The 15,931-nt window shown below is 64.6% G+C and carries 11 protein-coding genes; 6 read left to right on the plus strand and 5 right to left on the minus strand.

The window, feature by feature from the left end; translation table 11 throughout:
- On the minus strand, positions 1–1,362 hold the full coding sequence (locus tag HV670_RS07785) for an MdtA/MuxA family multidrug efflux RND transporter periplasmic adaptor subunit (RefSeq protein ID WP_175104180.1): 1,362 nt from the start codon (positions 1,360–1,362) through the stop codon (positions 1–3).
- A 530-nt stretch (positions 1,363–1,892) separates the two neighbouring features.
- Here HV670_RS07785 and HV670_RS07790 point away from each other — a divergent pair.
- On the plus strand, positions 1,893–3,533 hold the full coding sequence (locus HV670_RS07790; protein ID WP_175104181.1) for a sensor histidine kinase: 1,641 nt from the start codon (positions 1,893–1,895) through the stop codon (positions 3,531–3,533).
- Positions 3,534–3,569: 36 nt separating this feature from the next.
- Positions 3,570–5,546 (plus strand): ATP-binding response regulator, encoded by a 1,977-nt coding sequence (locus tag HV670_RS07795; RefSeq protein WP_175104182.1) that lies wholly within the window; start codon positions 3,570–3,572, stop codon positions 5,544–5,546.
- On the opposite strand, the gene HV670_RS07800 is transcribed toward HV670_RS07795, so the two are convergent.
- The 3 genes from HV670_RS07800 to HV670_RS07810 form a co-directional block, all read right to left on the minus strand.
- Positions 5,543–6,505, minus strand: coding sequence for a DUF1571 domain-containing protein (locus tag HV670_RS07800; RefSeq protein ID WP_175104183.1), 963 nt, complete (start codon positions 6,503–6,505; stop codon positions 5,543–5,545). The two genes, HV670_RS07795 and HV670_RS07800, sit on opposite strands and share 4 nt — an antisense overlap.
- Before the next feature lie 124 nt (positions 6,506–6,629).
- Positions 6,630–7,622, minus strand: coding sequence for a TetR/AcrR family transcriptional regulator (locus tag HV670_RS07805; protein WP_175104184.1), 993 nt, complete (start codon positions 7,620–7,622; stop codon positions 6,630–6,632).
- A 321-nt stretch (positions 7,623–7,943) separates the two neighbouring features.
- The gene (locus tag HV670_RS07810) at positions 7,944–9,176 is read right to left on the minus strand and encodes an MFS transporter (protein WP_175104185.1); all 1,233 of its coding nucleotides are present in this window, start codon (positions 9,174–9,176) and stop codon (positions 7,944–7,946) included.
- 663 nt (positions 9,177–9,839) lie between these two features.
- Between HV670_RS07810 and HV670_RS07815 the strand changes: the two genes are divergently transcribed.
- The 4 genes from HV670_RS07815 to HV670_RS07830 are packed head-to-tail and all read left to right on the plus strand — an operon-like array spanning position 9,840 to position 14,585.
- Positions 9,840–11,540, plus strand: coding sequence for a methyl-accepting chemotaxis protein (locus HV670_RS07815; protein WP_246257123.1), 1,701 nt, complete (start codon positions 9,840–9,842; stop codon positions 11,538–11,540).
- A gap of 1 nt (position 11,541) precedes the next feature.
- Positions 11,542–12,417, plus strand: a complete 876-nt coding sequence (locus tag HV670_RS07820; protein WP_175104186.1) for a CheR family methyltransferase — start codon at positions 11,542–11,544, stop codon at positions 12,415–12,417.
- Positions 12,410–13,000, plus strand: coding sequence for a chemotaxis protein CheD (locus tag HV670_RS07825; RefSeq protein ID WP_175104187.1), 591 nt, complete (start codon positions 12,410–12,412; stop codon positions 12,998–13,000). Before HV670_RS07820 ends, HV670_RS07825 begins: the two co-directional genes overlap by 8 nt.
- Positions 12,978–14,585 (plus strand): chemotaxis protein CheW, encoded by a 1,608-nt coding sequence (locus tag HV670_RS07830; protein ID WP_175104188.1) that lies wholly within the window; start codon positions 12,978–12,980, stop codon positions 14,583–14,585. Before HV670_RS07825 ends, HV670_RS07830 begins: the two co-directional genes overlap by 23 nt.
- A gap of 115 nt (positions 14,586–14,700) precedes the next feature.
- On the opposite strand, the gene HV670_RS07835 is transcribed toward HV670_RS07830, so the two are convergent.
- Positions 14,701–15,858, minus strand: coding sequence for an acyltransferase family protein (locus tag HV670_RS07835; RefSeq protein WP_246257125.1), 1,158 nt, complete (start codon positions 15,856–15,858; stop codon positions 14,701–14,703).
- Positions 15,859–15,931: the final 73 nt, after the last annotated feature.

Consider the following 15,931-nt stretch of genomic DNA (forward strand, 5'->3'; position numbering starts at 1 on the left):
TCACTGAGCGTCGCTCGCGTGGTGGTGCCGGTGCGCGTGCGCAGCGGAAGCACCGCTGGCCCCGCCGACGTCGTTTGCCGCGTGCGCCGCCGGGATGACGACCTTGGCGTTCTCGCGCAGGCGGTCCGCGCCGTCGATCACGACGGTCTCGCCGGCCTGCAGGCCCGAGGTGATGCTGGTGCGTTCGCCGTCGATCGGTCCGACCTTGACCACGCGCACCGTGACGGTGTCATCCGGCTTGACGATATAGACGAACTGGCCGACTGAGCCGGTCTGTACCGAGGCACTCGGCACGATCAGGGCGTTTTCGATCGTATTAACGAGCAGCTTGGTGTTGACGAACTGGTTCGGAAACAGCAAGCCTTCCTTGTTATCGAACAGCGCGCGCAGCTTGACCGTGCCGGTCGTCGTATCGATCTGGTTGTCGAGCGTGTCGAGATGGCCGCTCTCGAGCACGGTCGAACCGCTGCGGTCGTATGCGGTTACCGAGAGCCGCGCGCCGCTGTTCACGCGCTTGAGCACCGCGGGCAGGTTGTCCTCGGCGAGCGTGAACAGCACGCTCATCGGCTCCATCTGCGTGATGACGACAATGCCGTTCGTGTCGCTCGTCTGCGCATAGTTGCCTGGATCGACCTGGCGCAGCCCGATGCGACCCGACACCGGCGCGGTGATATGCGCGTAGACGAGGTCGAGCTTCTCGGTGTCGATCGTGGCCTGGTCCGTGCGGACCGTGCCTTCGTACTGCTTGACGAGGGAAACCTGGTCGTCCACCTGCTGCTGGGAGATCGAGTCCTGCTTGATCAGCACCTGGTAGCGCGCGAGATCGTTGCGGGCCTGTTCGAGCAGGGCCTGGTCACGCGCGAGCGCGCCCTGCGCGTTCTGCAACTGGATCTGGTACGGACGCGGATCGATCTGGGCAAGGAAATCGCCTTTCTTGACCATCTGGCCCTCGCGGAACGCGACGTCGACCAGGGTGCCGGCGATCTGCGTGCGGACCGTGACGGTCGCAAGCGGTGTCACCGTGCCGAGCGCGTTGAGCGTCACCGGCATTTCACCGGTCACGACCTTGGCGACCGCGACGGCCTGTGGCTGGTCGGACGCGAAACGGCCGCCCCCGCGGCTTCGGCCGGCATGGGCCCCGGCCGATGCGGCGGACTCCGATGATGCCGATGACGCTCCCCTTGCCCCAGCCCCGCTCTCGGCTGCCGCGGCCTGCGCCGTATGGCGCCAGTGCAGCCAGAGCGCGACGGCGATGACGACCAGGATGACCAATACAATCCAGACCCCGCGGCGCCGGGGCCGCGGCGACGTCGCTGCGGGAGGTTGGGGGGGTACGGCGGGCTTGCGGTCTTTGTCGTCCATCGGGGAAAAGGCGTCGTAAGGGGCGTCGAAAGGGCGCCTTTATCAGGCGCCGGTACGTCGGACTCGCGCGGTACGGCAAGATACGCCGAACCGGTACACGTGCCAGCCTATTGCGTCAACGGTCCTCCCGCATGGCAGGAAGGGTCAAATCACGAGATGCTACGTCCGTAAGGGGGCATCGTCCAGCAATGCATTCTTTCGAGAAATTACGATTCGTAAGCTTGACAATTCGTGTCTTGCGCGCACGAGATCCTGGGTGGCAGTCGCCGGTGCGACGCCAAGGCGTGGTGGGCCTATGATGAGTACCTAGGCTTTTCAGACAGGCTTTATGCGCCAATTGGCGGGCGCTTTTGCAAATCAGGCAAAGCACGGGATAATATGCGGCACCGCACACAGGCGCGTGGCCGGGTGGTGCGTCACCCGCGGGCGGCTTCGACGGCGCCGTCCCGCGGCGTCCTTGCCGGACGGGCAGCACACGCGGATTCGATTGCGGTCATTCATGAGCCACGCATAGGGAAGTCGTCCAACGCATGAGACTGTTCACGAAAGGCCTGCTGCTGATCGCTATTCCAAGCGTGGTCGAAATCGGCCTGCTGGGCCTCGTATACAGCACCCACCGGGAGAGCGAGGTCGCGGGCGACTGGGCGGCTTACAGCAAGCTGGTGATCAGCCAGACCAACGAGGTGCTCGAGCCGATGCTCATGCAGGCCGTGCACGTGCGCGAGGCGGTGCTGGCCAATGATCCCGCCGCGATCGACGAGTCGGCGCTGTGGACCGAGCTCGACCGGCGCATTGACCGTCTCTCCGAACTCGTTGCCGACAATCCGCTGCAGGTCGAACGCGCGGCCAGGATCCGCCACACTATCCAGCAGTTCCGCCAGTGGTCGACGCACGTGTGTGAACTGATGGAGAGCGGCCAGCGCGACGAGCTGATTGCGCAGTTCCGCGATCCCGGCGCCATGTGGCTCGTCGACCAGTTCAGAACCGAACTCCACGCCTTCCAGCGCGAGGAATGGCGCCTCGACGATGCCCGCGCGAACACCGTGCGAGAGGCGCGCGAACGCCAGCGCAGCCTCCTGTTCAGCGCGGTACTGGGTTCGATCCTGGTCGCGGGCATCGCTTTGTATCTGTTCGTCCGGGGTTTCCGCGGCCGGCTGCTGGCGCTCGGCGAAAACGCCCGGCGTCTCGCCGACAACAGCCCGCTGCCGCCGGTACTCGAGGGCGATGACGAAGTCGCCGAGCTCGATGAGGTGTTGCACACGACGAGCCGCCGCCTCACGGCGGCCGACCGCGCGCGCGACCTCGCCAAACGCGATCTCGAAAGCCGCGCCCTGCAGCTCGACCGCGCCAATGAGCATCTGCGCCAGCAGACCGCTGACAACGAGATGTTCATCTACAGTGTCTCGCACGATCTGCGCTCGCCGCTGGTCAATCTGCAAGGCTTCTCTCGCGAGCTCGCGCAGGCCTGCGACATCCTGCGCGACCGGATGGAACGCTTCGAGCTGCCGCAGGCCGAGCGCGAACACATCCGGCAGCTCGTCGACGACGAGATCGCGGAGTCGCTGCATTTCCTGCAGACGGCCGTGATGCGCTCAGCCGATATCATCGACGCCCTGCTGACCCTGTCGCGCGCGGGCCGCGCGGAATACCGCTCCGAATGGGTCGATCTCAGTATGCTCGTGCAGCGAACCGCGGCGAGTTACCAGGCGCGGCTCGAGGCGCTCGACGGGCGGCTCGTGGTGCATCCGTTGCCGACCGTCGAGGCCGATCCGGTCGCGCTCGACAAGGTGCTGACCGGGCTCATCGATCACGCGCTCGAAAACGTCGAGCATGGCCGTGCCCCGCGCATCGAGATCGGCGTGAGAGATGGCGGCGACTACCGCGAACGTCTCGACCCGCGGGACAGGGAACCTGCCGCGCTGACGCTGTATGTGGCCGACAATGGCCGCGGCATTCCGGCCGCGCAATTGCCGAGGGTCTTCGCGACCTTCTATCGGGCGCAAGGCGGAGGCGAGGGTGTGGCGCTCGCGCTCGCGCGGCGTCTCATCGAAAAACATGGGGGCCGGCTCTGGGTCGAATCGACGGAGGGCAAAGGCTCGACTTTCTATATGACACTACCGGCGGTGTCCGCTGCTGCTTCTCCGGCCGCGGCCGCGGAGGCCGCGGCATGACGCTGTCCGAACAGGTGCGGGTGGTCCGCCTTGCGCATGATTGACGTTCATACCGCTGTCCACGAAGCCGTTCATGTCCTGCTCATCGACGACGACGAGGGTTTGCTGAAACTCGCGGGTCGTGCGCTTCAGCGCTGCGGCCACTATGTGACGGCCGCGGCGACGATCGCGCAGGCGCGCGCTGCTATCGCCGAAGCCGCGCCCGATGTCATGGTGGTCGACTACCAGTTGGACGGCCATGAGACCGGACTCGAATTCCTGCGCTCGCTGCGTTCTCAGGGCATCAATGTGCCCGCCGTGCTTGCCACTGGCTTTGCCGACGAGGCGCGCGTGATCGAGGCGCTGCGCGCGGGGGTCGGCGATGTCGTGCCGAAGACGCCCGACTATTTCGACTTCCTGCCTGAAGCGATCGATCGCGTGCTGGCCCAGGTGCGGTTGCAGCGCGAACTCGCCGAGGCCGAACGCGTGCGCGAGCGCGAACAGCACTATCGCCTGCTGGCCGAGGCGATTCCGCAACTCGTCTGGACCACCGAGCCCGATGGCACCATCGACTACGTGTCGAAGCAGTTCGTGGACTACACGGGCCGCCCGGAGATCGAAGCGCTTGGCCACGGTTGGGGGCGCTGGCTGCTCCATCCCGACGACTTCGACGGCACCATGCGGAACTGGCTCAATGCCGTGGCGACCCGCGACGAGTATGAATGTCAGCATCGCCTGCGCGGCGCGGACGGAGAATTCCGCTGGTTCCATTCGCGCGCGCGCGCATTGCGCGATCAGGCAGGCCGCATCAGGAAGTGGTTCGGCACGAGCACGGACATCGACGCACAGCGCCGTGTCGCCGAGCAACGCGAGGGGCTGCTGAACGCCGAACGTGCGGCCCGCTCGGAAGCCGAGCGCGCGGCGCGCGTCAAGGACGAATTCGTGGCGACGCTCTCGCATGAACTGCGCACGCCGCTCAATGCGATCGTCGGCTGGGCGCAGTTCCTGTTACGCGATGCAAGCGACCCCGAGCGCGTGCGCAAGGGCCTCGAGGTCATCGATCGCAATGCGCGCCTGCAGGCCCAGATGGTCGACGATCTGCTCGACCTGAGCCGGATCATTTCGGGCAAGCTGCGACTCGACATCCAGCAGGTCAATCTGCACCAGGTCATCGACGATGTAATCAGCTCGCTGCAGCCGGCCGCCGACGCGAAGGAAATCGTCGTGACGACCGAACTCGGCGAGACCGGCATGATCCAGGGCGATCCGTCGCGACTTCAGCAGGTGATGTGGAACCTGTTGTCGAACGCAATCAAGTTCACGGACCGGCAGGGCAGCGTGACGGTCAAGCTGTTCGAACACCAAGGCTCGGTCGAGATCGCCGTGAAGGATACGGGGCTCGGTATCTCGCCCGAGTTCATGCCTCATGTGTTCGAGCGTTTCCGGCAGGCAGACGCAAGCACGACGCGCCAGTTCGGCGGACTCGGGCTCGGGCTGTCGATCGCCAAGCAACTGACCGAGCTTCATGGCGGCCTGATCAGCGTCGACAGCGAAGGCCAGGGCCGCGGCGCGACCTTTCACGTCGTGTTGCCGGTCGCGCGCTCGGCGCGTGCGGTGGTGCCCGCGGCCGATCCCGAGCCCGATGATCCTTCGAAGCTCGCAGGCCTGCGCATCCTGGTCATCGAGGACGAGGACGATGCGCGCGATCTCACCCGCCAGATTCTCGAAGCGTCCGGCGCGCAGGTATGGGTGGCCTCGAACACGTTCGAGGCGCTCACCGCGTTCGATCGCGAGCGCCCCGATGTGATCGTGAGCGACCTCGACATGCCGGGGCAGGACGGCTATGAGCTGATTCGCCAGGTGCGGATTCGCGATGCGGTGCTCGGCGGCCTGACGCCGGCCGCCGCCTTGTCCGCGCAGGCTCGAAGCGAGGATCGCAAGCGCGCGCTGATGGCGGGCTTCCAGTCGCATCTGGCCAAGCCCGTCGATCCGCTCGAACTGCTGAGCGTGGTCGCCGGGTTGGCCGGCCGCTAGAACCGGTAGTCGGGGTTCTTCGGGTCGAAGGCGAAGTCGCCGAAGCGGCGCGCGACGACCTTGTCGTAGAAGATCTTTTCGAACGGCTCGCCATCGTTGTCGAACGACTCGACCAGGCGAATCCACGGATGCCGAAGGTCGATGCCGACACGTTCGCGTTTCGCATAGAACGCGGGGCGGCCGGTGGGCGACTCCCAAGTGAAGACGACGAGGCGTGTGCCGCGCTGCTCCTCGATATCGATCTGCGACGGAGCATGAATGCCCGCTGCCTGGAACTTCGCGAGTTCGGCCCCGAAGCTGTCGGCGACATACTGAAGGCCGATGTCGCGCAGACTATGGTTCGACTGGGTCTGCGCCATGGCGCCGTCTAACGAGATCCAGAAGGACAGCGCGCGCAGCAGGCCGCCGAGATGGCCATACATCTGGTCGGGCCTCTGGGTTTCGTCGTAGATGACTTCCTGCCCCTTGTGCGGGCCGTCGGGCAGCCACTTCGCATAGATCTGCATCGGCGAGCGGCGGTAGCGTACCTCCAGATGTTCGGGCCGGGCCGCCCAGCGCTGGTTGATCCGTTCCTGGCGCCACATCTCGAACTCGTATTCGTCGAGATTGCTGACCCCTTGCTTGACGTAGGCCGCGAGTCCGTCGGCGGAGACGGACCTGAACAGGCTCACGAGCTGGGTATCGTCGAGCGCCTCGAGCCGGCCGTCGCGAGCGGCCTGGGTAAGCCAGTCGGCCTGGGCCTGGGCGTCCATCGCCGACAGTCCCGGGGGGATGTCCTGCGCGTGTGCCGGCAGAGTCGTGCAGAGTGCCAGCAGGGCCAGCGCGGCCAGAGCGGCCAGAGCGGCCAGAGCGGCCCACGCACGAGCCCACGAGCAGACCCACGCGTGGGCGTACGCACGAGCCCATGCGGGCGCTCCGCTGGCCGTGATACCCACGGCCCGTCCAGCAAACCACGCCATATCCGCTCCCGATGCCTGTTCATGCCGTCAGTGTGCGTCCGCGCGCGCCTCTTCACAAGGCGCCGCGGGCCGCGGGCAGGACAGGAGTCGAACGCGATGTGCGCACGCGCCGGCCGCAGTACGCTCAGAACACCCGATAACGGAAGCCGCCCGCCGTCGTACCGCCGGGCCAACTGAGTGCCGACCGTGAGCCGCCGCCGGGCTCCCGCGGCGTGTTGCCATGGGATGAGGCGCCCGCGTCCACACGATCGGCACGGTCCGGTTTGCGCGACTCCGCACTGCCCGGGTGATTGACGGCGCCAGGCGGCGTGGAGTTCAAACCCTGCGCATTACGTTCGGTTTCAAGCTCGCTTTCCCGAGCTGCAGCGGCCTCGATAGCCGCCTCGGCCTCGATGGCGTTCGCGTCGTCGAGCACGGCGGATAGCGTGGCGAACGCGGTCTCGTCGGGCAGCGGCGCCTTGAGCGCGGGCACCATCAGCGAAGCGAGCCGGGAAATCAGATGGAGGTCGTTCATCGGTTCGCCGCGCGCAAACGGTGCAAGCAGTTTGGTGGGGTCGCTGCCCGCGAGTACGCCCGAGAGCGCGCCGATCGAGAAATTCAGGCGCCAGCCGAGTTCCTCCTTTGGCAAATGCGGCAAGGCGCGTGCGAAAGCCTCGAAAATCCGGTCGGAGACCGATGCATAGTGCGCCGCGAGAAACGCCCGCACGAACGACGACGGATCGGTGTAGGCGCGCCCGAGCAGCCGCAGGAAGGCGCGCCCGCCGTTCTGCGGATCGCGTGAGAGGCGCAGTGCCGGGATGAACAAGGCGCCGAGCACGTGCTCGCAACTCAGGCCATTGCCTTTGCCGTTGTCGGCAAAACGTCGTTCGAACTGGTCGAGCAGCAGCCGCCGCTCCTCGTTGAGCTTGTCGAGTCGGCGCGCGAGCATCGAGTGAATCAACGATTCCTTGCTGCCGAAGTGGTAGTTGACTGCGGCGAGATTGACGTCGGCATGAGACGTGATTTGCCGCAACGACATGGCCTCGAAACCATGCTCGATAAAAAGATCTTCCGCGGCGTCCAGAATGCGGCCTTTCGTGTCGCCGGAGGGTCGGGTGCCCGCTGTTCGGAGCGTCATGTTGTTCTCCCTGTCGTCATTGAGTCGTAAGTCCAGGGGTTACTGCAAGAAGCACTCCAGCGTCGGGGTGGGGGGGTGATATACCGGCTCCATCGTAGGATTTTCGCGGCTTGACGGGCCTTGCTCGTGTTTTTCGGAGCGCTTTTGCCGGACACAACAAGGGTTTCCCGCTGGAAAGCTGGCACTTGTTACGTAACGTTCTTCCCATGTTTCGAAACGTCTGCTTGAATGCGCACGAAAAAAAGGCCATCCCGGATCGGGATGGCCTCTTCATGAGTCCAGCGGGGCAGGGCGGAGTCGCGGTGGGCCGCCCGGCCTGGGTCAGGCCGGACTGCCCCTGCCTTCGGTCACCGTCCGCGCGGACTGCGTCATGTCAATGCCGCGCCGCTCGGGTCCGAACAGGATGATGGCCGCGATGACGACCCCGACGGTACCGGCCACGATGACAAGCGCCATCGAATAGTTGCCGCCATTCGCCACGGCGATCTTCGCCTGCCAGACCGCGTTCACCGAGGCCAACAGATTGCCGAGCTGATAGACGAGACCCGGGAACGTCGCGCGAACTTCATCCGGCGAGATTTCGTTCAGATAGACCGGGATCACGCCCCATGCGCCCTGCACCGAGATCTGCATCAGGAAGGCGCCCAGCGCGAGCATGGCGACGGTGGTCGAGAAAGCCCACAGATACAGGAACGGCAGCGCGAGCAGAGCCGCGACGAAGATCGCGCGGCGCCGGCCGATTATTTCCGAGATCCGGCCGAAGGTCAGGCCGCCGACGATCGCACCGACATTCAGGACGATCGTGATGAACGCGACGGTATGCGGATCGAAATGATGCTGTTCACGCAGGAAAGTCGGATACAAGTCCTGCGAGCCGTGGCTGAAGAAATTGAAGCAGGTCATCAGCACGATCGAAAAGACCGACAGCTTCCAGTTTTTCGCGAGCGTGGCGAGCAGACTCGGCCGTTCGCGTTTCTCCATGATCTTCCAGGCGGGCGACTCCGGCACGTGTGAGCGCACGTAGAGCACGAGCAGAGCCGGAATCACGCCGACAAAGAACATGCCGCGCCAGCCGATATGGGTATAGAACTGGCCGAACACGATCGAGGCGAGCAGATACCCGCTCGGATAACCGGCTTGCAGGATCCCCGAGACGAGGCCGCGCGATTTCGGCGGAATGCTCTCCATCGTCAGCGCCGAGCCCACGCCCCATTCCCCGCCCATTGCCAGGCCGAATAGCGCACGCAATACGAGCAGCGTCGCAAGATTCGGCGAAAAGCCCGAGAGCAGCTCGAGAACCGAATACGCGACGATATTGACCATCAGCGTCGGACGCCGCCCGAACCGGTCCGCCAGCCGCCCGAAAATCAGCGCGCCGAGTGGCCGCATGATGAGCGTCAGCGTGATCGCGAACGCGACTGCGGGAATGCCCACACTGAATTCGCTCGCGATGTCCTTCAGAATGAACACCATCAGGAAGAAGTCGAAGGCGTCCAGTGTCCATCCAAGATACGCCGCGATCGTCACGTGTATCTGCTCGCGAGTCCAATTCATCAACATCTCCTCGTTTATCTAGATTGCCTGTGACCAGAGGGTGCACCCATGTCTGGATACATGGTCGGCACGTCCGGTCGTCCACCCCAGTTGCCGGGAGTGTAGCGCAGCACCCGCGCATGCGTCGCTCACAACGGCGCGCTCAGGGTTTGTACTTACTCGTGAATGTTATTGAAGGTTCCCTCGCGCGATCCTCGCTCACCTGCGCAGATGGCTTCTTTGTCCGCGCAATGCAAATCTTTCATCGCTGAAATTAATTGCTCTCGTGCGAGGTTTTTAACCGTAAGTGAATTTGTCGAAGGGCGGAACCTGAGTCGATAATCCTTTCGTTTCGCTCGAAATAAACCTTCGAACGCTAAAGCTATGCTTATTACGTCCGTTAATCCGGGTGTCGACACGTTTGAGCGAAGGCGCATGGCATCCCGATTCCTCGAAGCTTGTGGGAAAGGGAGGCAAGAAAAAAATTGGGCGATTACCAGAAGTTGTCGCGGGAACCGATTGTCTTTAACTAAACAATGGCGCCGAGCGTGAATTTCGCCGGGCGAAACCGCCCAGTTATGCCGGGATTTTATTGGTGCGGGCAGGTGGAATCGATGTTTCGAAACATTCAGTGTCGTATCGCATTGTCGACTCGACGGTAACAGACCTTTCATTTCGGGAGCGATGATGGAAACAGCGGATCTGGGTGGGCAACGCAGCAGCGAGGAGTTGAACGCGATCTACGCGGCCCTCCAGCGTGTGCAGGCGGTGATCGAATTCGATATGAACGGGATCATCCTCGACGCCAATGAGAATTTCCTGAACGTCCTCGGCTACCAGCTCGGCGAGGTGGTCGGCCAGCATCACGGGATTTTTTGCGATCCCGCCTATGTGGCCAGCTCGGCTTATCCGGCTTTCTGGGCGAAGCTCAAGCGCGGCGAGTTCGACCGCGGTGAGTATCCCCGGATCGGCAAGAACGGCCGTGAAGTCTGGATCCAGGCCTCGTACAACCCCGTGTTCGATGCCGCCGGGCAGCCCAGCAGGATCATCAAGTTCGCCACCGACGTCACCGAGCTCAAGCGCCGCAGTGCCGAGTACGAGGGCAAGGTCAGCGCGATCGACAAGGCCCAGGCCGTGATCGAATTCAATCTCGACGGGACGGTGCTGACCGCGAACCGGAACTTCCTCGATGTGATCGGCTATGAACTCGACGAGATCGCGGGCGAGCACCATCGCATGTTCTGCACGCCGGAATACGCGCAGAGTCTCGAATACCGGCGTTTCTGGCAGAAGCTCAATCGCGGCGAGTTCGATGCCAACCGCTATATGCGCGTCGGCAAGGACGGCAAGACCCTCTGGATCCAGGCGACGTACAACCCGATTTTCGATGCGAAAGGCCAGCCGCAGAAGGTCGTGAAGTTCGCGACCGACGTGACCGCCCAGGTCGAGCTCGAAGCCGAGATCAAGCGCAGGGCGGAAAGCGACGGCGCCAAGGTGGCGCATCTGCTCGATGCGGTCCAGCGCGCCGCGCAGGGCGATCTGAGCGCGCAGATCGAAGTCCAGGGTCAGGAACCGGTCGACCTGCTTGCCGAAGGCATCCGCGCGATGATCGGCGACCTGCGCGGCGTGATCGGCAAGGTCGTGCAGGCGGCCAGTTCGTTCTCGGGTTCGTCGCAGCACATCGCGGATATGTCGAGCAGCGTGGCCGTGGGCGCGCAGAGCCTCGGTGCCACGGTCGAGCAGATGAATGCCTCGATCGAGGAACTGACCGCATCGATCAATGCGATCGCCGAGAACGGCCGCGGTGCCGACGGCGTGGCCAAGTCGACCCAGCAGGAAGCCCTGCTGGGTGCGAAGGCCGTGGCGAAGTCCATCGAGGCGATGGAACTCATCAACAAGTCGTCCGAGGACATCAGCGAGATCATCAAAGTGATCGGCGAGATCGCGAGCCAGACCAACCTGCTCGCGTTCAATGCGGCGATCGAGGCGGCGCGTGCCGGCGAACACGGACTCGGTTTTTCGGTCGTCGCGGACGAAGTGCGCAAGCTCGCCGAACGCTCGTCGCAGGCGACCAAGGAGATCTCCAAGCTGATCAACGAGTCGGTCAAGCGCGTCGCCGCGGGCAGCGATATTTCGCGGCAGGCCGCCGATGCGTTCGAGAAAATCGTCAACGGCGTCGAACGGACCACGCAGGCGATTTCCGAGATCGCCTACGCGGCTGACGAGCAACTGATCGCCGCACGAGAAGTGAGCGCCGCGATCCAGCACATTGCCGAAGAGACCGAGAAGTCCGCGACCTCGTGTGACAGCATTGCGCGCGAAACCGGCCAGCTCAGCGTCAGCGCGGGCGATCTCAATACGACCGTCGCACGCTTCGTGGTCTGACATGGAGATTGATACAGCACTCGCTCAGGGCGACGGCGATCTGAGCGGCCCGGAACTGCGCAAGCTGCTGGCCATGGTGCGCGAACACACCGGCATCGCGATGTCGGAGAGGAAGCGCAGCCTCCTCCAGGGGCGTCTGCGACGGCGCATGCGCGCATTGTCCTTGACGAGCTATGCGGACTACCTCTGCCGCGTCGAATCCCAGCCGGCGGAGGTCACGCATTTCATCGATCTCGTGACGACCAACGAGACTTCCTTCTTCCGTACGCCGCGCGTCTGGGCCTATTTCGCCGAGCACTTTCTACCCGAGTGGCAGCGGGCGCATCCGCGCGAGACGCTCGAGGTCTGGTCGGCCGCCTCGTCCTCGGGGGAGGAGGCGTATTCGATCGCAATGCTGGCCGATGCGATGCGCCTGTCGCAGCCGCCGTTCGACTACCGGGTGTTCGGCACCGACATCTGCTCGAGCGTGGTCGAGACCGCGCGCATGGGGCGCTATGAGGGCCGCTCGATGGACTCGTTGCGCACGAGCCGGCCCGATGTCGCGGCACGCTATTTCAGTGCTGAAGGCGAGGCCTGGCGTGCGGCACCGGAACTGCGCGCGCGCGTGCAGTTCGAGCGGCACAACCTGATGCGGCCGTTGTCCTCGCTGCGGCTGGCGAGCCGCGCGCGCCGGTTCGACATCGTGTTCCTGCGTAATGTACTGATCTATTTCGACGGGCCATCGCAGCAGCAGATCGTCTCGAACATCTGCGCGGCGATGAAACCCGGCGCGCTGCTGGTGCTCGGCGAGTCCGAGTCGCTGCAGCGATTCGATACGGGCCTGCGATTCGAGCAACCCCTGTTCTATCGGAAGGTGACTGGCGATGCGCATGTCTGAGCAAGCGAGGCGGTTCAGGTTGACGCGAGGTGCGCCGCAACCCGAGCCCAGGCCCGAGCCCGAGCCCGAGGCGATCGTACGGATCGGCGAAGCGAAGCGCGCCTCCAATGGCGTGCTCAAGGCCACCTTGGGATCCTGCGTCGGCATCGGCCTGCTATGGCGCTCGCGCGGGCGGTGCGCGCTCGCGCATTGCCTGTTGCCCGACGCACCACCGTCTGGCGGCCCGCTGTCGGCGTTCGGCGCACGCTATGTCGAACATGCTCTACCCGTGTTGTTCCGTCTGCTTGAAATCGAACGCGGCGCGCATGGCGAACTCGAAGCGGTGCTGGTCGGTGGCGCGAGCCTCGCGAAGCTCGGCCGCGGCGCAGCGGGGCAGATCGGCCAGCACAACGTCGAAGCCGCGCGTGCACGGCTGGCGGAGGCGGGAATCCGTATCGTGCTCGAACAAACCGGCGGTGTGCGCGGCTGGCAAATCATGCTCGATGCGGCGCAAATGCTCTACAGCGCCCGCGAGATCGCGGTTCCCCACGATCGTATGACTTCACCCGACGAGGCCTCGTATGGACATGGTCGAACTCGCTGACCCGCTGGCCGATTGCATCCAGGACGCGCCTGCCTCACCGTGCGCTCCACAGGCGGCCGTCGCGGCACCGGCCTCGAGCTTGTACGGCTCGTTTTTCCTTGCATCTACCGAATTCGCCCTGCCCGTCGGCGCGATCCAGGAAGTGGTGGTGTTCCCGGCGCGCGTGACTGCGATCCCGCTGGCGCCGCCGTTCCTGATCGGCGTGTTCAACCTGCGCGGCACGATCGTGCCGGTGATCGAGTTGAGAAGCCTGCTCAGCCTTCCCGATCAGACCGCCATCGAAAACCGCAAGATCGCGATCGTCGATTTCGACGGCACACGCGTCGGTCTCGTCTTCGACGAAACAGGTGAGATGCTGCGGGTGCAGGCAGCCGACATGCATGCGTTCCACTATGCCGACGACGATCCTCATCACGTCATCAAGGGCGCGCTGAAGCTCGCGGGTGGCGAGCGCATCGTGCAGGTGCTCGACCCGCGCGCGCTGCTGATGATCGAGCAGGTCCCGCAGATCCTCGACAAGCAGCGCAGCGATGGGCTTCATCGGCGCGGCGCACTGCAGCAACGGCGCCAGTGCGTATCGTTCCGGCTCGGCCGCACCGCGCTCGCCTTCGAGATCGAGGCGATCCACGAGATCATCCGCGTGCCGGAGATCCAGGAATCCGTGCTCCGGAGTGACTATTGCGCGGGCATGTTCACGCTGCGCGGCGACGTCATGCCCCTGGTCGACTTCGGCGTGCTGCTCGGCATGAGGCCGACAGGGGGCGAACTCGGCGCGACTGGCATGGCCGACGAAAGACGGGTGATCATCATGGAGCTGGGCGACCAGCCTGTGGGCCTGCTCGTCGATCGCGTCGATTCGATCGTCGGCTTCGTCCCGGATGAACTGTTACCCATCCCGGCCGTCGGTGCGCGGCGCACGGCGATGTTCGCCGGCTGGATCAGCCGCGAGGACAGCGACGACATCGTGCTGCTCAAGCACGCCGCGCTGCTCTCGCATACTGAACTGACTGATCTGACCCAGGGACACAGCCGCCTTTATGCGCAGGGGAAGGACGAGGGCAGAGGCGGGGATGGCCGGCGGCGTGAGCGTGGCGAGCGGCAGGTCTTCATCACGTTCAAACTCGACCACCTGATGGCGCTGCCGATCGGTGACATCCGCGAGATCATCCGCCCCAGCGGCGACATGCTCACGCCGCCGGGCCTGCCGCCGGCGATCTGCGGCATGCTCAACCTGCGGCGCCGTCTGGTGAGCATCGTCGACCTGCGCACTTTGTACCAGCTCGAGCCGCGCGGCGACTCGGCCGCCGAGGCGGCACTCACGAAGATCCTGATCGTCGAGCGAGGCGCCGATGCCTATGGGCTGATCGTCGATTCGGTCGAGAACATCGTGCATGTCTATGCGAGCGACAAGCTGCCGGTGCCTTCGATGTTGATCGATGCATCGCAAAAGAGCCTGCGCGGCGATCTCAAGGAAATCGTCGAGGTCCCGCAATCGGCCGCGACCGCTGGTGGCCCGACCATGGCGATGATGATCTTCGATATCGCGCAGCTGACCGGCCGGATCGCGCGGCTTCTCGACGATTGAGCGAGCCTGGGATCGAGCGAGACCCAAGGGCAATCACGTCTGGGGGGGCGTGATGTCCGGTGCAGCCAGGTCCCGGGCCACCGGGCCGCTTACTCAGGCGACGCCGGCACCGAGTTCACGTCGATTGCGATGCGAACTTTTTCGAGGCCGCAGTGCGGCGCTCGATAAGGTGGCGGCGGAGCCGCAGCGCGGGGGATTCGATCACGTGCCATGAGAAGGCCGCGCAGGCGAACACGATCGGCAGCGCGACCAGGAAGGCCCGCAGGTGAGCGAGCCCCGGCGCGATGCTCGCGATACATTGCTGAATCATGAAACCATAGACATAGATGCCATACGAATAGTCATGGCGTGGGGCGAAACGCTGCAAGGCGGGCAGCGTGCCGATCCAGAGCACGCCATAGCCGAATGCAAGGTAGAACGCGAGCGCGCCGGCCGCCGCATCGCGCAGTGCGAGATACGCGCCCGCGAACACGAAGGCGATGCCCCAGTGCAGCACGATCTGTTCGCGCCAGCCGTACAGCAGCATGCCGGCCAGGAAGAACGGCACCGGCCAGAACGAATACCCGGCCTGCAGCACGGTCAGGTCGCCGAGCAACACGTTCGAAGGCGGATGGCGCAGCAGCAGCCCGAAGCCGACGAACGCGAGTGTCACCGCGAGCGTCATGCGGCGTCGCGTGCCCGTCAGTCCCACCGCGCCGGCGGCGAGCACGACGAGATAGCATTTGAGTTCGAGCGGCAGTGTCCAGACCGCGGCATTGATCGCGCCGACGAAAGGGTTGTTCGCGAACACGCCGGGCAGGAGCCAGCCGAGTCCGTGCACGATCGTCAGCATATGGCCGAGGAAGTACCACGTGTCCGGCGATGCGAAATAATCGCGCGTCGCCCAGGTGCTGAACAGCGGCCCGACGATGAAGACGGCGAACAGCGAGCAGCCCGCGAGCGCCGGCCAGATCCGCGCGACACGCAATGCGAGAAAGCGCGGCACTGAGCGCTGCCGGTCGAAGCTCGCGCTGATCAGGATGCCGCTCATCAGGAAGAACGCAAAGACAGCGAGGCTGCCGCACGATTCGCGGCCGAACAGCTGCGCGACCGGGTCATGCTGCCCGCCCGGCAACTGAAGCACGTAGGAATGACCGAACATCACGGCGAGCGCCGCGAGCAGGCGAATCAGGTCGAAGTTGTTCTTGCCGCGCGCAAGGGCGCTGGAAAGAGAAAGCATGATTGCGTCGTCGAAAGCCGTGCAGCCGGGCAGGCCGTCACGAAGACGCATCATCGCCCGCACGGTCAGGTCTGACCGTGCGGTTTGCCACGTTAGCGCGAACACTTTTCAGGCGAACAGGGTAGTG

It is taken from the genome of Pararobbsia alpina, assembly GCF_902859895.1.
Lineage (GTDB): Bacteria > Pseudomonadota > Gammaproteobacteria > Burkholderiales > Burkholderiaceae > Pararobbsia > Pararobbsia alpina.